This window comes from Neobacillus mesonae, assembly GCF_001636315.1.
GTDB lineage: Bacteria > Bacillota > Bacilli > Bacillales > Cytobacillaceae > Neobacillus > Neobacillus mesonae.
The window spans coordinates 747247-765373 of sequence record NZ_KV440949.1; the positions used below are offsets into that span (position 1 = coordinate 747247).

21 protein-coding genes and 1 riboswitch are annotated in these 18127 nt (G+C 38.9%); of the genes, 7 read left to right on the forward strand and 14 right to left on the reverse strand.

Annotation, left to right across the window (positions count from 1 at the left end):
* Positions 1-129: 129 nt before the first annotated feature.
* Entirely contained in the window at positions 130-966 is an 837-nt protein-coding gene (locus tag A6749_RS03750) for a lipoate--protein ligase family protein (RefSeq protein WP_066385405.1), read from the reverse strand.
* Positions 967-1147: 181 nt separating this feature from the next.
* Between A6749_RS03750 and A6749_RS03755 the strand changes: the two genes are divergently transcribed.
* Positions 1148-1531: a rhodanese-like domain-containing protein gene (locus A6749_RS03755; protein WP_066385408.1), complete on the forward strand. Its 384-nt coding sequence runs from the start codon at positions 1148-1150 to the stop codon at positions 1529-1531.
* A 93-nt stretch (positions 1532-1624) separates the two neighbouring features.
* On the opposite strand, the gene gcvPB is transcribed toward A6749_RS03755, so the two are convergent.
* Genes gcvPB through gcvT form a run of 3 tightly spaced genes read right to left on the reverse strand, consistent with a single transcriptional unit; the run spans position 1625 to position 5543 of the window.
* On the reverse strand, positions 1625-3082 hold the full coding sequence (gcvPB, locus tag A6749_RS03760) for an aminomethyl-transferring glycine dehydrogenase subunit GcvPB (protein ID WP_066385410.1): 1458 nt from the start codon (positions 3080-3082) through the stop codon (positions 1625-1627).
* The gene (gcvPA, locus tag A6749_RS03765; RefSeq protein ID WP_066385412.1) at positions 3075-4421 is read right to left on the reverse strand and encodes an aminomethyl-transferring glycine dehydrogenase subunit GcvPA; all 1347 of its coding nucleotides are present in this window, start codon (positions 4419-4421) and stop codon (positions 3075-3077) included. The genes gcvPB and gcvPA overlap by 8 nt, the downstream gene beginning before the upstream one ends.
* 21 nt (positions 4422-4442) lie before the next feature.
* Complete coding sequence (gene gcvT / locus A6749_RS03770; RefSeq protein ID WP_066385414.1) at positions 4443-5543, reverse strand: glycine cleavage system aminomethyltransferase GcvT; 1101 nt, start codon at positions 5541-5543, stop codon at positions 4443-4445.
* 212 nt (positions 5544-5755) lie between these two features.
* A riboswitch (glycine riboswitch) is annotated at positions 5756-5845 on the reverse strand.
* Positions 5846-5998: 153 nt separating this feature from the next.
* Here gcvT and A6749_RS03775 point away from each other — a divergent pair.
* The 3 genes from A6749_RS03775 (at position 5999) to A6749_RS03785 (ending at position 9693) form a co-directional block, all read left to right on the forward strand.
* Positions 5999-7687, forward strand: coding sequence for a DEAD/DEAH box helicase (locus tag A6749_RS03775; protein WP_066385416.1), 1689 nt, complete (start codon positions 5999-6001; stop codon positions 7685-7687).
* A complete protein-coding gene (locus A6749_RS03780) occupies positions 7665-8456 on the forward strand; it encodes a YqhG family protein (protein WP_066385419.1) in 792 nt (263 codons plus the stop codon). Before A6749_RS03775 ends, A6749_RS03780 begins: the two co-directional genes overlap by 23 nt.
* A gap of 139 nt (positions 8457-8595) precedes the next feature.
* Positions 8596-9693, forward strand: coding sequence for a YqgU-like beta propeller domain-containing protein (locus A6749_RS03785; RefSeq protein ID WP_066385421.1), 1098 nt, complete (start codon positions 8596-8598; stop codon positions 9691-9693).
* Positions 9694-9721: 28 nt separating this feature from the next.
* On the opposite strand, the gene A6749_RS03790 is transcribed toward A6749_RS03785, so the two are convergent.
* Positions 9722-9898 carry a DUF2759 domain-containing protein gene (locus tag A6749_RS03790; RefSeq protein WP_066385423.1) on the reverse strand — a complete coding sequence of 59 codons (177 nt, stop codon included), beginning with the start codon at positions 9896-9898 and terminating at the stop codon, positions 9722-9724.
* 222 nt (positions 9899-10120) lie between these two features.
* Here A6749_RS03790 and A6749_RS03795 point away from each other — a divergent pair, with 222 nt between their 5' ends.
* Positions 10121-10756 carry an MBL fold metallo-hydrolase gene (locus A6749_RS03795; RefSeq protein WP_066385425.1) on the forward strand — a complete coding sequence of 212 codons (636 nt, stop codon included), beginning with the start codon at positions 10121-10123 and terminating at the stop codon, positions 10754-10756.
* Between the two features lie 151 nt (positions 10757-10907).
* A complete protein-coding gene (locus A6749_RS03800) occupies positions 10908-11996 on the forward strand; it encodes a class I SAM-dependent methyltransferase (RefSeq protein WP_066385426.1) in 1089 nt (362 codons plus the stop codon).
* Positions 11997-12038: 42 nt separating this feature from the next.
* Here A6749_RS03800 and A6749_RS03805 read toward each other — a convergent pair whose 3' ends face one another.
* The 9 genes from A6749_RS03805 to comGB all read right to left on the reverse strand — a co-directional run bounded on the left by A6749_RS03805 (position 12039) and on the right by comGB (position 16412).
* Positions 12039-12281 (reverse strand): DUF2626 domain-containing protein, encoded by a 243-nt coding sequence (locus A6749_RS03805; RefSeq protein ID WP_066385429.1) that lies wholly within the window; start codon positions 12279-12281, stop codon positions 12039-12041.
* Positions 12282-12365: 84 nt separating this feature from the next.
* Positions 12366-13061, reverse strand: coding sequence for a helix-turn-helix transcriptional regulator (locus A6749_RS03810; protein WP_066385431.1), 696 nt, complete (start codon positions 13059-13061; stop codon positions 12366-12368).
* Between the two features lie 218 nt (positions 13062-13279).
* The gene (locus A6749_RS03815; protein WP_066385433.1) at positions 13280-13465 is read right to left on the reverse strand and encodes a YqzE family protein; all 186 of its coding nucleotides are present in this window, start codon (positions 13463-13465) and stop codon (positions 13280-13282) included.
* 62 nt (positions 13466-13527) lie between these two features.
* Positions 13528-13911, reverse strand: coding sequence for a competence type IV pilus minor pilin ComGG (gene comGG / locus A6749_RS03820; protein WP_066385435.1), 384 nt, complete (start codon positions 13909-13911; stop codon positions 13528-13530).
* A complete protein-coding gene (gene comGF / locus A6749_RS03825; protein WP_084797625.1) occupies positions 13908-14387 on the reverse strand; it encodes a competence type IV pilus minor pilin ComGF in 480 nt (159 codons plus the stop codon). The genes comGG and comGF overlap by 4 nt, the downstream gene beginning before the upstream one ends.
* Positions 14338-14676 carry a hypothetical protein gene (locus A6749_RS03830; RefSeq protein WP_066385437.1) on the reverse strand — a complete coding sequence of 113 codons (339 nt, stop codon included), beginning with the start codon at positions 14674-14676 and terminating at the stop codon, positions 14338-14340. The genes comGF and A6749_RS03830 overlap by 50 nt, the downstream gene beginning before the upstream one ends.
* Positions 14660-15100, reverse strand: a complete 441-nt coding sequence (gene comGD / locus A6749_RS03835; protein WP_066385439.1) for a competence type IV pilus minor pilin ComGD — start codon at positions 15098-15100, stop codon at positions 14660-14662. Before comGD ends, A6749_RS03830 begins: the two co-directional genes overlap by 17 nt.
* On the reverse strand, positions 15100-15432 hold the full coding sequence (comGC, locus tag A6749_RS03840) for a competence type IV pilus major pilin ComGC (protein WP_066385444.1): 333 nt from the start codon (positions 15430-15432) through the stop codon (positions 15100-15102). Before comGC ends, comGD begins: the two co-directional genes overlap by 1 nt.
* A gap of 20 nt (positions 15433-15452) precedes the next feature.
* The gene (comGB, locus tag A6749_RS03845) at positions 15453-16412 is read right to left on the reverse strand and encodes a competence type IV pilus assembly protein ComGB (RefSeq protein WP_084797626.1); all 960 of its coding nucleotides are present in this window, start codon (positions 16410-16412) and stop codon (positions 15453-15455) included.
* 98 nt (positions 16413-16510) lie between these two features.
* On the opposite strand from comGB, the gene A6749_RS03850 reads away from it, so the two are divergent.
* The gene (locus A6749_RS03850; protein WP_066385446.1) at positions 16511-18079 is read left to right on the forward strand and encodes a recombinase family protein; all 1569 of its coding nucleotides are present in this window, start codon (positions 16511-16513) and stop codon (positions 18077-18079) included.
* Positions 18080-18127 lie beyond the last annotated feature (48 nt).

Sequence of the window (18127 nt, forward strand, 5' to 3'; positions counted from 1 at the left end):
CAAACCTAAAATTAAATAGATTTTAAAGAAAATAAAAGCTTTAATCGATTTTTCTATTAAAAACGAGGAATTTTAACAAATTTCGCGGCTTGCTAAAAATTAAAAGCGGCCGCCGCCGCTTTCTAATTATTACCTTTTAAAATTCCAATCCTTATTTTCATAGCGTTCACGAGCCAATTGCTGAACGTATGCCAATTCTTCCTCTGATAACTGATACGGTACAAGGTCGATGTTCAGCCCTTCAGCAAAACCTTTATAAAACGCCTCTTTTGCCTCTTCAAGCGTAATCCGTCTTGGGCTGATGGCATTAATTGCGACCGCTTTATCCTTAAATGATTTCTTCATCCGTTCCTTTACCCGCTCATTTGGATACTTAAACAAGCTAAACAGCTTATCTTCATCCAAATCCAAAAGAATGGACCCATGTTGAAGAATAACTCCTTTTTGCCGCGTCTGCGCACTTCCGGCGACCTTCCTGCCTTCTACCACAAGCTCATACCAACTCGGTGCATCAAAACAAACAGCTGAACGCGGACTTTTTAGTGCATCCCTTTCTTCCGCTGTTTTAGGAACCGCAAAATAGGCATCAAGACCTAAATGATGAAACCCTTTTAAAATCCCTTCCGAAATCACTCGATAAGCTTCTGTGACCGTTTTAGGCATTTCAGGGTGCTCTTCTGACACAATCACGCTATAAGTAAGCTCATGCTCATGCAGCACCCCTCTGCCCCCTGTAGGCCGTCTTACAAAGCCTAAACCGTGCTCTTTGACGGCATCCATATCAATTTCCTTCTCTACCTTTTGAAAATAGCCAATCGAAAGCGTCGGTGGATTCCAGCCGTAAAAACGGATCACTGGTGGAATCTTCCCCTCACTGTGCCAATCCAGCAATGCCTCATCAAGTGCCATATTAAATGACGGAGAGCTGTTTCCTGTATCAATAAAATGCCATTTTTCTTTTTCCATTCAAAAACCTCATTTAAATGAAATATTTTACCTTTTAAGTCTATCAAAATCGAAAACGAATGCAAACTAGATTGTATTGGCATTATTTTATCAAAAGAATTTTCGTCATAATTCTTTATCTTTAAGTAAATGACTTATATAATAAAAACTAGTGGAGTACAGCTTGAAAGGAGAAAGTATTTTGAGTTCACTTTATGTTTTATTAATTATTATTGCTGCGGTTATTATTTACTCCGTTTTCACCTTTTTTTACCAAAAGAAAATTGTCAAAACGGTTACCGAGGAAGAATTCCGTGCAGGCTATAGAAAGGCACAGCTCATAGATATTCGTGAACCAAACGAATTTGAAGGCGGGCATATTTTAGGCGCACGTAACATTCCAATGTCACAAATGAGAATGCGGATGAAGGAAATCCGCCCGGATCTGCCGGTATATTTATACTGCCAAAGCGGGATGCGCAGCGCCCGTGCAGCTCAATTTTTACACAAAAAAGGGTATAAAGATCTGACCCAGCTGCAAGGCGGATTTAAAAAATGGACAGGCAAGGTTAAAGCAAAAAAATAGTGATGACAAGACTCTGGGTGAATCCGGAGTCTTTTTAAATGCCTTTAAAAAACAAGGGATGATTCGTTTTCAAATCATCCCTTGTTTTAAATATTAAGCTTGATATCTTAAGATTGGTTTACGAGCAGCTGTTGTTTCGTCAAGACGGCCGACAACCGTTGTATGCGGTGCCTCTTGAACGATTTCTGGATTTTCTTCCGCTTCCTTGGCAATTTGAATCATTGCATCAATAAAGGAATCAAGGGTTTCTTTTGATTCTGTTTCAGTTGGTTCAATCATGATACATTCTTCCACGTTTAATGGGAAGTAAATGGTTGGCGGATGATAGCCGAAATCTAACAGACGTTTGGCGATATCAAGAGTCCGGACACCCAATTTCTTCTGACGCTTACCGCTTAAAACAAATTCATGCTTACAATGTCTGTCAAACGGAAGATCGTAATACTCGGCAAGTCTTCTCATCATATAGTTCGCATTTAGGACCGCATATTCGGTCACAGCCTTCAAGCCGTCAGGACCCATTGAGCGAATATACGTATACGCACGAACATTGATGCCAAAGTTTCCATAGAATGGCTTCACGCGTCCAATTGACTGCGGACGATCATAATCCAGCACATACTCATCACCGCGTTTGTCAACAATCGGTTTCGGCAGGAATGGGATTAAGTCAGCTTTAACACCTACAGGGCCTGAACCAGGACCGCCGCCGCCGTGTGGACCAGTAAATGTCTTATGCAGGTTTAAGTGAACAACGTCAAATCCCATATCCCCTGGGCGGGCCTTGGAAAGAACTGCGTTTAAGTTTGCTCCGTCATAATATACTTTTCCGCCTGCTTCGTGGATAATTTCTGTTATTTCCAAAATATGTTCTTCAAATAAGCCAAGTGTATTTGGATTCGTCAGCATTAATGCCGCTGTATCTTCGCCTACCACTCTTCTTAAATCCTCAAGGTCAACTAGGCCATTTTCATCCGATTTTACGGTAATCGTTTCAAGTCCTGCAACCGTTGCTGAAGCAGGGTTTGTTCCATGGGCAGAGTCTGGGATAATAACCTTGGTCCGCAACGCATCCCCATTTGCTTCATGGTAGGCACGAATCATCATTAACCCAGTCCATTCACCATGAGCTCCCGCGGCAGGTTGAAGGGTAACTTCATCCATACCAGTAATTTCCTTCAAGTGCTGCTGAAGGTCGTATAAAAGTTCCAGAGCCCCTTGGACAGAACTTTCATCCTGAAGCGGATGAATATGTGCAAACCCATTATAACGCGCAACACTTTCATTAATTTTCGGATTATATTTCATTGTACAAGAGCCCAATGGGTAAAAGCCTGAATCTAAGCCGTGATTTCTTTTTGAAAGGGAAGTATAATGCCGCATAATATCAAGCTCTGATACTTCCGGAAGTGCCGGCTCTTCCTCTCGTACATATCCCTCGGGAAGAAGACCATTTAGATCTGCTTCCGGGACATCCAATTCCGGAAGACTATATCCGATTCGGCCTGGTGTACTAAGTTCAAAAATCAGCTTCTGATCTTGATTATGCATACATATCCCCCAATTCTTTCACTAAAGTATCGATTTCTTCCTTCGTTCTCTGTTCTGTAACAGCAATTAGCATATGGTGTGCTAGATCAGGATAATCACGGCCTAAATCATAACCTCCAATAATCCCTTTTTCCAGCAGTTTTTGATTTACCTGTTTAACCGGACTATTTAGTTTAACGACAAATTCATTAAATAAATGACCGTCATAAACCACTTCGATGCCAGCTGCTTTAAATGCATTTTTCGCATAGTTTGCCTTTTGAAGGTTGGCAGCAGCCATTTCACGGACACCGCTTTTACCAAGGGCGGTCATTGCTACAGAAGCTGCAAGAGCATTCAATGCCTGGTTTGAACAAATATTGGATGTTGCTTTGTCCCGGCGGATATGCTGTTCCCGTGCCTGAAGGGTTAGAACGAAACCACGGCGTCCTTCCTCATCAGTGGTCTGTCCGACTAGACGGCCGGGAACTTTCCGCATTAGCTTGCTTGTTACTGCAAAATAACCGCAGTGTGGTCCGCCAAAAGCTGTTGGAATCCCAAACGGCTGTGCATCACCGACAACGATATCAGCCCCAAATTTCCCTGGCGGTGTTAATACCCCAAGTGACAATGGGTTAGAAGAGACAACAAACATCGCTTTTTGTTCATGAATGATTTCTTCAAGCTCTTTTAATGGCTCAATACGGCCAAAGAAGTTAGGGTATTGTACGATTACAGCTGCCGTGTCCTTATTTACTAAATCCTTTAACACGTTCACATCTGTAACACCATCTTTTACAGGAACCTCAACCACTTCAATGTATTGACCCTTTGCATAAGTTTTCAAAACATCACGATATTCGGGATGGACTGCACTAGAAACAACAATTGTTTTACGTCTTGTATGGCCTGCGCTCAACATTGCAGCCTCAGCAAGTGCCGTTCCGCCATCGTACATTGAGGAGTTTGCTACTTCCATGCCTGTTAATTCACAAATCATTGTTTGGAATTCAAAAATCGCCTGCAGCTCACCCTGGGAAATTTCCGGCTGGTATGGTGTATATGCTGTATAAAATTCAGATCTTGAAATAACATGATCAACGATAATCGGCATATAATGGTCATATACGCCTGCACCAAGGAATGACACATTTTGTTTAAGGTCAGCGTTTTTACCTGCAAGTTTAAATAGTTCTTTTGTTAAAGACGTCTCTGATTTTGCCTGTTTAATATTGTACAAACCTTGAAATTTAACTTTTTCCGGAATATCACTAAACAGCTCATCGATGGTGGAAACACCAATTGTTTCAAGCATTGCCTTCTTATCTTGTTCAGTCATAGGTAAATAGCGATGTTTCATAACCTTAGCTCCCCTCATGTTTTACTTTCCTCGTTTATAAAAAGGTGTTGGAACAACTTTTACTTTTAATCGTTTGCCGCGAATCTCTACTTCTAATTCATCATCAAGTACCGCATGTTCAGAGGAGATCAGCGCCAGCCCGATATTTTTCTTTAATGTTGGCGATTGTGTTCCGGTAGTAACCTCCCCGATTAGCTCCTCCCCTTTATATACAGGGTAGCCGTGACGAGGAATTCCGCGGTCTATCATTTCAATCCCAACAATTTTTCTTGGGATGCCATTTTCTTTTTGCTTTACTAAAGCGTCCTTACCAATGAAATCAGCTTCCTTATTTAACTTAACGGCAAAACCGATACCTGCTTCAAGCGGAGAAATTTCTGCTGATAGTTCTTGACCGTAAAGCGCCAAATTAGCTTCAAATCGCAAAGTGTCACGAGCACCTAAGCCGCAAGGGAGAACCCCTTCTTCTTTACCAGACTCTAAAATGTCCTTCCAAATCTCCACTACATCATTTGCCTGGCAATATACCTCAAATCCATCCTCTCCAGTGTAGCCGGTTCTGGATACAAGTGCCTTTTTGCCGTTAATTCGGGCGTCCTGCTGGAATTTGAAGAAGCCAATGCCGCTTAAATCCGTTGCCGTAAGTTTTTGAAGAACCTTTTCTGCAAGAGGTCCCTGCAGTGCCACTTGAGCAGTTGTGTCTGACAAGTTTGTTAGCGTTACATCACCTTCTAAATGTCTTTCTAGCCATTCATAGTCTTTCTCGATATTAGAAGCGTTTACAACCAATAGATAATGCTCATCTTCAAGTTTATACACAAGCAGGTCATCAATCGTTCCGCCAGTTTCATAGCACATTGCAGTATATTGAGCGGCACCATTTTTGACTTTGGAAATATCATTTGTCATCATTCTTTGTAAATAATTTAAACTGTCAGAACCTTTAACTTCAATTTCTCCCATATGGGAAACATCGAATAACCCTGCCTTTGTGCGGACAGCCTCATGTTCCTCTTTTATGCTGGAAAATTGGACAGGAAGCTCCCAGCCGCCGAAATCAATCGTTTTCCCCCCGTATTCCTTGTAGACTTCAAACAGCGGAGTACGTTTTAATTCTGTCATCCCTAAATCCCCCTTAATATATTGTTAAAATAAACTCTTTTAAAAGAGGTAAATCCCGATATTAATTTTCTAATATTGAAGGCTGTTGGAAAGCATAAAAAAGGACAGAAACCTCCCTTGAACATAAGGAAGTCTCTGTCCTTGCACCTGAAAGTTTAACCTAAAATGGCTTTCCCCTTGGGTGGCTGTATTCACAGCACTCTCCAGAGCCGCGTCAAACAAGAGTTCTTTTGCCTGAGAGATTCACAGTTTCTGCTTGCTCCTTCGGCGCTACAATGAGTAGTCTCTCCCCTTGTTATCATCCGCATTTATAATATTTTCCAATTCGGTCATACTAATTATACAAAAAAAATTAGATTAACGTATTTAAATATTTAAAACCTTCAAAGCTATTATCATCCTACCATTAACGCACATTTTGGGCAATAAGATTTTATAAAAAGGAGCTGAAAACAATGTCTATAGAAATAGAATTTGATTCCTCTTGGCAGGATGGTCTTTTACATCGAATAGATGACGACGGTCCCTGGGGGGATTGGGAGCTTTTTAAACTGGCCATTGAAGTCGAAAAGCATTTGGTGATTCCCGAATTTGAAGGACTTCAGGCTCCAAAGCATCTGCCAAATTTAACACCGCTGCCGCATCAGCTTGAAACGGCAAAACAAGTAATTGAAAACATGAACGGCAAGGCAATTCTGGCTGATGAGGTTGGTCTTGGGAAAACGATCGAAGCCGGATTAATTTTAAAAGAATATATGATTCGCGGTCTGGTCAAAAAAGTATTGATTTTAGTGCCTGCCTCACTTGTGACACAATGGGGTCAGGAATTGAACAGTAAATTTTTCATTCCCGCGATTACACAAAAAAAGAGCTATGTCTGGGAGCAGTGTGATGTTGTTGTTTCTTCCATTGACACTGCCAAGCGCAACCCGCACCGGGATCTTATTTACCAGCAGGATTATGACTTAATCATAATCGATGAGGCACATAAGCTAAAAAATAATAAGACGAAAAACTATGAATTTGTGCAGAACTTGAAAAAGAAGTTTTGCTTACTTTTGACCGCTACACCGATTCAAAATAGGGTAGAAGAAATTTTTAATCTCGTTTCACTATTAAAGCCCGGTCACTTAGGGAACGAAACAGCCTTTTATGAAAAATATAAACGGGATGCCCGTTCCTTAAACGATAATCAGCATTTAAAAGAATTGGTCAATAAAGTGATGATTCGCAACCGTCGTGCTGATACCGGAATTGAATGGACCAAACGGTATGTAGAAACCATTCCCATTGAATTCAGCAAGTCAGAACGGGAGCTCTATGAGGAAATTTGCAGCTTAAAGAATGAAGATGATTGGCTTGCAACAAGCGCCTTTTCTGTCATGACATTGCAGCGGGAAGCATGCAGCAGCAGAGAAGCGGTATTCTATACATTAAAAAACATGCTGCAAAGAAAAGAGAACCCGACCACAGCCTTCCAGCAGCAAATTGAATTTTTAATTAAAAAAGTAGAAGCAGTAAAGCAAAATACAAAGGCAGAAAAAGCACTGGAATTAATCAACAATATTAATGATAAGGTGATCATTTTTACAGAATACCGCGCGACACAATTATACCTGCAATGGTATTTAAAACAAAATGGGATTACCTCCGTTCCTTTCCGCGGCGGATTTAAGCGCGGGAAAAAGGATTGGATGCGTGAGCTCTTTCAAAAGCATGCACAAGTTCTCATTGCAACAGAAGCGGGCGGTGAAGGAATTAACCTGCAGTTCTGCCACCATATTATTAACTTTGATTTGCCGTGGAATCCGATGAGACTTGAACAGCGAATCGGCAGAATACATCGTCTTGGACAGGAAAACGATGTGAAAATCTATAATTTCGCCATAAAGGATACTGTTGAAGAGCATATCTTAAAGCTTCTATACGAAAAAATTGATTTATTCGAGCGCGTAATCGGTGAGCTCGACGATATATTAACAAAACTTGAGTTTGGCAATATCGAGGATCATTTAATAGACATATTCGGTGCCTCCAGTTCCGAAGGCGAAATGCGAATCAAAATGGAAAACTTGTCTTCAATGATTGAATTTGCCGAAAATATGAGGAAGGGAGATTCACATGCAGCAGCAGGAAATTCATAACTTTCTGGTACAATATTTTAAAGCAAATGATTGTCCTATTTTGGAAAATAAGTCTGGGTTCTTAACAGTTCAATTAACCATCGCACTTGATAAAGAATTGATGAACCGCCCATTTTACTGGCATTATTTAGAGAAAACAGGCGGCACTCCGAATCCGATGAAGCTGACTCTTATCACGAATCAAAAGGAGGCTCCTGATCAACTTAAGGGAGAAATCATTCATCTCGGTTCGCCGAGACTTCACCAAATTTTTGCTTCGTCAAAGAATTTAGCCCGGTATATTCGATTATATGAAAATCATCAACACGGTCAGCGGCAAACCCCGCTGCTCCCGTGGCTGTGTTTGAATGTGAAAATATCATATCAATGCGACCGTAAACGTGACGAGTTTAAATCGATTGGTCTGCAGCTGATTAACGGAGCGATGGTCGAAAATTTCCATGACCGGCTCTTGAATATACCGTTAACACCAAAAATACCGGATTATTCCTTTACATTATCACCTTTGGTACGACCAAAAAGCGGAATACAGCGAATTGAAAACTATTTAAAAACAGATATCATGAAAGAAGACCATACATGGGCTGAAGAAGCACGAAAGCGCTGGGAAAAGGACCTGCAGCTTCTGGACCATTTCTATGAAGACATTGAAGAAGAAAACGAAAGCTACGACACCGAAAAAAAAGCACTCCAAGACCAATACGAACCCAAAATAAACATCACCTTCATCAACGGCGGCCTCTTTTACCTAACTGAGAAAGCGATATAGGGTGTCAGGCACCATGTGAATATTTCAATGGTGCCTGACACCCTTTTTTTGAAACTTATTTGTCATATAATCGTACTAACATTATAGAAGGATTGGACGGGGTGATGATTTGTTTCGATTTAGCAGGTGTTCGACTGTTTTGGCGATTTTTTTGATTTTATTTTCTCAATTGATAAGCGCTTGTTCGCATAAGGAGCAGCCAAAGCAAAAACCGGCAGCGAGTGGAAAACCTAATAATGCTTCTCCCGCCAAAGTACGCGAGTGGAAATTACCTATATCGATTTCAGAGGGTGAATTCTACAAAATAGCCGGCTGGCTTTCCGACACAGAGATCCTTTATATTACCAATCTCCAGCAAGCATCCAACGTTTACCGCTATGATCTTATATCAGGCAAAAGCGAATTAATTTATCGCAGTGACCACCCTATTGTTACCATACAGCTTAGTCCAACCAAAAAGTACTTATTAGTCCATTCCGCACCTTCGTCATATGAAGGAGAAGTCACTATCCTAGATACAAAAGGAAATGCAAAGCTAAAAAAGTCCATTGCTTCTTATGATTTGGTTTTTGAATGGAATCCTTATAACGAATCGGAAATCCTCGTCTCCAAATTTAACGAGGATTGGAGCTTTCAAATTATGCTGATTGATATAAAAAAGTCAACGACAACAGATATTCCCCTGCCGCAGCCTTTTATTAAATGGCTTACCGCCAAACAAATTGCCTTTATTAATTGGGACCATGAGCAGCCGGCTTTAGCTGCCCCTTTAATCAAAAAGGATCTTGCCAATGGAAATCAGACAAACTTGTTCCAAGATGTTATACAGTTTACTGCATTTAGGGATTTGCTTATGACCGTAACAATAAACGAACAGGAATCCTCTAAAGCCAATTATTCTTTTTACGAAAACGGGATGAAAAAATTATGGGAGTTCACTACACCGCAGTTATCAAACTATTCGGATTGGCTAATGCCCTTTTTTGATTATAATGATGCAACCGGTCAGTTTATCACACTGCAGCCTCTTAGCAGCGGTGAAGCCGACTCTTATGATGAAGGCTTTAATCTGATGGAATATGACATCAAGACACAAAAACAACGGAAGATTCTTGAGGGACTGGATAATGAACCAATCGCAATATCCCCTTCCGGTAAATCCCTGCTTTATGGTAACAGCTTTGAGAAGATTATCAATCTTCAAGAGAAGAAAATTTATCAAGCATTAGCGGAATAAAAAAAGACTGTCAATTGACAGTCTTTTTTTAGTGCGCACCTGTAGGAAATCCCGAATGAATCAAAGTCATGACAGCAAACCAGCCAAAAACTACGAATGAAGCGACTCCCCAAAATGCACCTAAAAGATTTTTATTCTTCAGTGCAGTGAATCCACCTACTGCAGCAAGTATGGCCACTAATGCAAAAATAATAACCAATCCCATGAATAATCCCCCTTTACGACTATTTTGCCCAATGTTTGAAAAAAGTTATGTAACAATATTATATACATTCGATTCCTATTTTATATTTTTTTCAATCATTTGTCGAGGGCAAAAAAGGATTCTTTACAATCACCATTATTTTTAAAGTATGGCATTTCTTTTTCTCTTCCTAAAGGATAGTGTAAAATAAACGTAAAGCATTCATTTTGGGAGGTACAGATGATGAAATGGCAGCAGCTTCCTTTAGGGAGTATTCAAACAAATTGTTATATTGTAGAAAATCCGGATCGTTCTTGTTTAGTATTTGATCCGGGCGGTGATGCGAAGAAGCTTATTAATTTGCTTAATACTAGGGGATTAAAGCCTGCAGCAATTTTATTAACACACGCCCATTTTGACCATATCGGCGCGGTCGATGTGGTGCGGGAAACGTATAAAATTCCTGTTTATGTCCATAAGCTGGAGGAAAAATGGCTTGGGGACCCAGCGTTAAACGGATCGCAGTTCTTCCCAATAATTGAGCCAATAAAAGTGAATCCAGCTGACCACATTATAAACGATGAAGGAACATTAAAAATCGCCGATTTTATAATGAGTGTATATCATACACCTGGGCACTCACCAGGAAGTGTTTCTTATTATTTTGAAAAAGAAGGTGTCGTGATCTCAGGGGATGCGTTATTCCAAGGGAGCATCGGCCGCACTGATTTGGCGGGAGGCAATCATTCACAGCTGTTAAAAAGTATCCATGATAAGCTTCTGACACTGCCTGAGGACACTTATGTACTATCCGGTCATGGACCTGTTACCACCATTGCCAATGAAATGGACAGCAATCCCTTTCTTAACGGATTTTGAAGGTCAAAATAGAAAGACCCTTCTCACCTGAGAAGGGTCTTTCTGGGGGATGTTCTATTCATATAATGGGAGGGGATATTGTTAAGCTACTAATTCTACAATATAATAAAGTTTTCACCATGTCAATAGTGTTTATTCAAGAGGAGTATATATGATTACCTATTTTCAGAACTTAATTTCTAATTCACCAAACCAATTAATTTCGTACGCTGATTTTATGGCAGCAGCCCTATATCATCCCGAATCCGGCTACTATATGAAGGAAAAACAAAAAATTGGCCGACAGGGTGATTTTATTACCACCAGTAATATTTCTGATGTTTACGGTCGGCTAATGGCAAAATGGTTTTCATTTGTAAGTCATAAAAATGATTTACCGGCTATCTTTTGTGAAATTGGCGGCGGGAATGGACGCTTTGCCCATGCATTCTTACAGGAGTGGACAGAAACAATAAAAACCCCCATCCAATACATAATTATTGAAACAAGTTCCTATCATAGGAAACTGCAAAGGGAATTATTAAAAGATTATCCGTTCATTCAGCAGATGGATTCCGTTTCGAAGTTAAACGATTTTGAGGGCATGATCTTCTCCAATGAACTTTTTGATGCCCTGCCGGTTCATGTCATTGAAAAAGAAAATGGAAACCTTAAAGAAGTCATGATTGGTTTAAATAAAGGACAATTAACTGAACAAAAAGTGCCATTAGCGAATAAGGAAATTCTTTTATTTATAGAGGAAAATAATTTATCCCTTTATAATGGCCAGCGGTTTGAGATTCCGTTAGCAATGGATGAAATGCTGCAGCAAATTTCCTCTTTCCTAAAGAGGGGAATAGTCGTCACAGCCGATTATGGCTATACAAATGAGGAATGGCAGGACCCAAGGAGGGCAAAGGGGAGCTTGCGCGGCTTTCATCAGCATCAGATGCTTGAAAATGTGCTGCTTCACCCTGGAGATATGGACATTACAACCCATATCCACTTCGATCATTTGATTCAAAAAGGGGAACAATTCCAATTGCAATTCATCACAATGCTTAGACAGGATGAATTTTTATTGAAAACCGGCATCTTAAAGGAATTGAAGGATCATTATGATCCGAATCCATTTTCAGAGATCAGCCGCAGGAATAGAGCCATTCGCAGTTTAATTATGCCTGGTGGAATAAGCTCCTTCTTCCATATCGTAATTCAACAAAAGGGCCTGAATCCTATTATAGAACAAATATTTGAATAAAAATGAAAAAACGCCGGAAGCTATTCCGGCGTTTTTTCATCATCAATGTCCTCCGCCAAGCGGCATCATGAACGTAGTCCAGTATGTGAATCCAGCGAAGAAAATAGTTAAATAAGCTGCGAAAATATGTAAATACATACGCTCTGAAAGCTTTAAATAACTAAGTAGAACGAAGAACCCGGTTTGGGCTAGGAAAAGCATTGCTGTCTTATCCATGTCGCCAAGATAAAACATTACGGTAAAAATACCAGTCCAGAAACCACACACTCTAAACATGCGATCCATATGTATCCCTCCTTTTACCCTACGAATACCATCAATACAATATTATAAGTAAAAGGCGGGGTAATGTAAATAATGGTTTCGTATTTAGTTTGTGACAAGTGCCTGATATGAGCATGCATCGCAGCCGGAAATCATATTTTCTTTCTCCAAAAGTTCAACAGAATCAAACAAGACTTCAAACATCCCTTTTAAGAATTCATGGTGCATACTGCAAACATCATCATGTTCCTCCGCCACTTCCTTAAATGGGCAATTAAATATTTGAAAATAAATTTTTGTTTGATCAGCATTAGCATCAAATTCAGGATAGAAACCAGCAAGTGTAGCAGCATTTTTTAATATCGTTAGCTTTTCTTCGAAATTTAATTCATCGCCAAGCGACCTTTTAGCCAATTCTTGCTCGATCAACTCTGTCCCAAAACGCTTACCCGTTAAAAACAGCGCCTGCCTTCCAACTTCTCCAAGCGATAGCATGGTTTCAATTGCTACCTTTGATAACAGCATATAGTCACGGAATGGAAAATGCAGCTGGATGACATCGTCAGATAGACGATATAATCGGCTAGGTCTTCCGCCTTTGCCAGTTTTCTTTGTTTCCGAAATAAGCATGTTGACATCCTCAAGTTTTGATAAATGCAGCCTCGCAACATTCGGGTGGATATTGAAATTATCCGCTACTTCCTGAACCGTTACCTCTTTATGCCGTTTTGTAATGTATTGATAAATATAGTACCGTGTTGGATCTGATAAAACGTTGGTAATCTTTAATGTTTGTTCCATCTTGGCTCACCTCAGCCCCCATAATTTATTCCCATTATAATACAGCATTAGAAAAGAGGGAATGAGGTTTACACTGTAAACACTATATGTTTAGAAAATGTTCACAATTACCGTCGATAGTTTGTAACAATTCTTCTAAAATAGGGCAAAAGTGGAATAAAATGACCCTAAGTTTCCATTCAAATGATGAAAACTCAGGGTCATCCACTGCATTTATTTTAATGTTTCCGTCTCCGCTTTACTTCTGTATAGACCACGTACGGCAAAATTCCGAACCAGCGATACCAGAATGATGCTTTCGTTTGTTTTTTTTCCTGACGCTGTCGTTTCCGTTCCTCTTTCGGCTGGTCCGCATATTTCACAATCGTTTGCGTCATATATTTTACATAATCGTTTGTTTTCAATGGACACACCTGCCTTTATAATTCATATCAAGTATGCCCAAATGTCCCCCTATCCAAACAGTCTATTGCATTTCCGTCCATTTAATTAACCTTTTTGTGCTAAGGTCAAAAACACCATTACCCATTACTGTTAATCCCGATTTAAATTTTAGTGAAAAGTAAACTTTTTGACTGTTTCCGGCAGGTGGATCTGTCTGATAACTCATTTCACCAAATTGATAGTAGATACTGCCCTTTGCAGGAATGCCCCTTTCAGTTTCAAGCATTTTCTCAACTTTTTTTACTGTGGTAAGATAATAATATTCCTCCTTTAGGACAGTTTCACTTTCATGGACTAATTTTCTTTCGGAAAGGAGCCGTTCAACATTCATGGAGAAAAAGAGCAAAAAAATGATTAGAAGGATTAATATCAATGGGTACGTAAAACCACTTTCATTATGCTTCATGTATCCTTTTTCCATTCCACTAAAGAATAAGCAATTACGGAGTGCTCTTTTCCCCATTTATCGATGACAGTTATTTTAACTGCATTTGGTAAGAGTATAAAGGAATACTGTGAAACATTTTGCAGGACAATCTCATGTCCCGTAGAATTGACCCGCCTTCGCAAATAGGTTTCGTATCTTTCATAAGATATTGTTTCCGAATCTTTTGTTAAAATTAACGTAACTCCGCCAGATCCGAGCTTTGCTTGCGTTGATAAGCGGATTTCTTTTTTTAACTGGTTGCAAAAAACCTCCCATTCCATCGCTTGAAGCCTAACCTGGCTCTCCTTTTGACCAAGTAAAAGATGAAAGATGGGGGAAATAAAGAAAATAATAATCATAAAAATCGATAAAGCGAAGAGCGCTTCTATTAGTGTAAATGCTTTTTCATTCGAGTTTTCCGCAAGTTTCCATTTTGGAACCGTTTGTGTTCCCATCAACACTCACGCATACCTCCTTCTCTTCACCTTCCTCAATTCCTCGCCATTGAATCAGGTACTCAACATTATTTTGAATAAACACTTGATCCGCAAAGCCTTGTGAATTAATTAATTTTGCCTGCAGTTCCTCATACATAATCTGCCGTGACGTTTTTTCTATTTCTAATACCATAGTCTGATTTCTTATATCGATTAATAATGGGATGAAATAGATGCAAATCATAAACATAGCCGAGAGCGACAATAATAATTCCAATAGGAAAAAGCCGTTATTGTTCCGCAACATAGAACCGTCCCCTGCCAATCAAAAAAGTTAACCGATATACCTTTGTTTTTGTTCGAATATAAAGAGAGCCAAAGTTTCTCACGTTTCCATTCGGGAGAAAAACGATTGTAAATGGTATGGAACCCTCCGTCACACGAAAATTTTGTGAATAGCTTCTCTCTAAAATAAGCGACTGCTCTGTTCCCTCGGATACTTTATATTTATATTGACTTGGAATAAATCTCAAAGATACTTCATGCTGATGGGACATTGCATAGTTCTGAGCAAAATAAAGATCAGCTTGCATCCGTGTTAAGAAACCCTCGTCCTCCATCATGGTATGTTCCGGCTTTAAAGAGAACACTGTTACGGTTGAAAGAATCATAAAAATGGAAAGTACAATAAGGGATTCAATTAGGGTGAACCCTTTTTGGGCTGATTTCATTATGATTCAGTCGATTGGGCGACTGTGACCTCACCAGTACTTGCATTGATTTCAACTGCCTTACCATTTGGACAGCCTTGTTTATCATCTTTTATATACCCTTCACTTTTCAACTCCGTAAGTGTTGGAATTTTATTTTTGTCTACCTGATATGCCTGTACTTCTGCTTGTACCATTTTCACGTAGGCCTGACATCCTTTTTCATTGATATTAGAATTATGTTTAGTAACATTCGGAATTGTGATAATCAGCAGGACAGAGATGATCAACATGACAATCATCATTTCAATCAGCGTGAACCCTTTTTCACTATTGACCATTTTTTTCTTCATTTTGTTAACCTCCAGTTTTTTTATATTCCGTCCAATAAATGAAACATCGGTAAAAGGATGGCTAAATACATTGACACAACAAGGAAGCCGATAAATAAGTATAGAATCGGCTGTATGGATCTTAAGCTTTTTTCAATCTTTTCTTCCATGTTTGCAACGCAATGCTTGCTGAAAAATAATAATTCCTGTTCTAATTTTCCATTTTCTTGACCGTGTTTAACAATCATTGGAAATTCCTTCTCAAAGAAACTATAGGAGGCAGCAATCGTTTCCAATCTTTCGCCGGTAATAAGCTTTAATTTAATATCCCTTCCCAATTCGCTGTAGAAGGGTTGTTTTTTATTTTTTTCAAAAAGAATCAGTGCTTCGGAAACAGAAATACCGCCGGATAATAGAAAACTTAATTGAATGGAAAAATAGTGGGTAAACAGCAATTTGAGGATTCTGCCGATTATTGGGAGGCGGGCAAGGAGTGTCCGCTGCTTCAAAACGGATAATTTACGGAAGCTGTAAAAATAATAAATTGCTGTTAACATTAGGAACACAAGCAGCACTTCAATGACAATTGGAAAATAGGCGTCAAATGCATAAATAACCTTCGTAAAAAAATTTGCTTCTAAACCAAGTGATGTAAACAAAGTCGTAAACCTTGGAAGCAGTGTTTTTTGTACAAAAACAAAAAGTAAACCGGTAATCATAATCAATAGCATTGGATATTGAAGTAATTTTAACAGTTTCTTAAGATCTTTATCCTTTAATTGTGCCAGGCTGCTTCCTTCGAGCAATGCATCGGCAAAGCTGCCGTGCTGTTCGGCAAAATAGACGTAGCCGATTAAATCTTGATGAAACCCGAGATGTTCTAAACATTCATGAAACGGAATTCCTTTTTGTAATTCCGCTAAGCAATCATGTAACTCCCCCTTCCGGTACTCAGGTAAATGCAATGATATGGACTCAATTGCGTCATCAATTGAACTTATAGATAACTATTGATATAATTACCTTATAACCTTAATTGTTGATTAAATATTAAAGTCCTAAGCTAAGAGATTACAAATAAAGGTGGGTATTTATATCAATGGTAAAACAATACCATGTAGCAATTTTTAACCGTAAAAGTCGAAATGAAGGAGATACTGATGAAACCTTACGTAACCACAGACAAATTACAATACGGTTATGTGAGGAAAAAGGATACACCTATGATAATTATGAGGAAATAATATCAGGTGCTAGTAAATTTGAAGAAAGAAAAGAGTTAATTCGGTTATTAGAAAATGTGGATAAAGGAATGTATGATGCAGTTGTTACTGTTGAAGTATCAAGACTTGCAAGAAGTGGACAATACTCGCAAATAATAGCTGATACACTAGCTGAAAATAATGTCTTAATCATTACTCCTAAAGAAACCATTGACCTTACTATTGATTCCCAGCGATTGTTATATGATATTCAGGCGGCAGTTAATAGTAATGAATACAGGGTAATTAGAAACCGGATGCGAACAGGTATGATAGAAAAAGCTAAACGTGGTGAATATGTATCAGCTAAAGCACCATTTGGATATGATGCAGTAATAAAAAATAAGATTCGTACTCTACAGCCTAATGAAAATGCTTCAACCGTAAAGTTTTGTTATGACCTAGCTGAAAAAGGCTACGGTATGAAACAGATTGTTAAGGAATTAAATCTTAGGGGTCTAAAAAGTAGTAGTGGCGGTAAATTTGCCTTTAAATCAGTTCAAAACATCTTAAAAAACAAACAATACACTGGTACAAATATATTTAAATTATCTGATAAGAAAGGGAATATTACTAACGTAATAGAAGTACCTGATGCTTTCACTAAAATTGTTTCCTTAGAACAATGGTTAAAAGTACAGGATGCAATTAAAGAACGGACAAGCGGTGACAATGAGGTTAGGAACCGTGCAAGGGGTGAAGTAAGGACAATTCTAAAAGACTTGTTATATTGTAGTAATTGTGGTGCAAAGATAGGGTTTCAGTTTAATCCAGCTAGAAATCTAATGGTTAAAAAGTGTCGTTGCGGTATGCGTGGTATCACTGAACAGGCCTTGTTAGAGTATTTTTGGGATGAATTAATCAGTGTAGAAAAACATTTCCGTAAAGAATGGGAAAAGGCTTTGGAAATTTCTTCAGAAGGTACAGCCAAGGAAATAACATTACAGATTGATGCCTTAAATTCTTCTAAGTCTAAACTTAACAAAAAGCTGAAACGTGCTAGGGATGAATACCTAGACGGAGTATTCACTAAAGAAGAATACCTATCTGATAAGGCTGATATTGAAAAGGAAATTCAAGAAGTAGAATCCAATATAGTTGAATTAGAAAAGCGGTTATTAGCTGTTGATACAGAAGGTTTAAGGAAGAAGCTGCAAGATAGAGTACACTGGATAGAAGAGGTTAAAAGAATCACTAAGAAACGACAAGGTAAGCTTACAATGCCCATTGGGGAAGAGATGCCAGCGGTACAGCCTGAAGATTTTCCTGAAGTGAATCGTTTATTAAAGTTGGTAATTGATAAGATATATTATAGACGGGATGATGAACATACTTGGGTAGATGAAGAAGGTAATGTAGAAGTTACTAAAGAAATATATGTCCATCTTAACATTACAACTAAATAATATATGTAGCCACCGTAATAAATGCGGTGGTTTCTTTTATACTTCTTC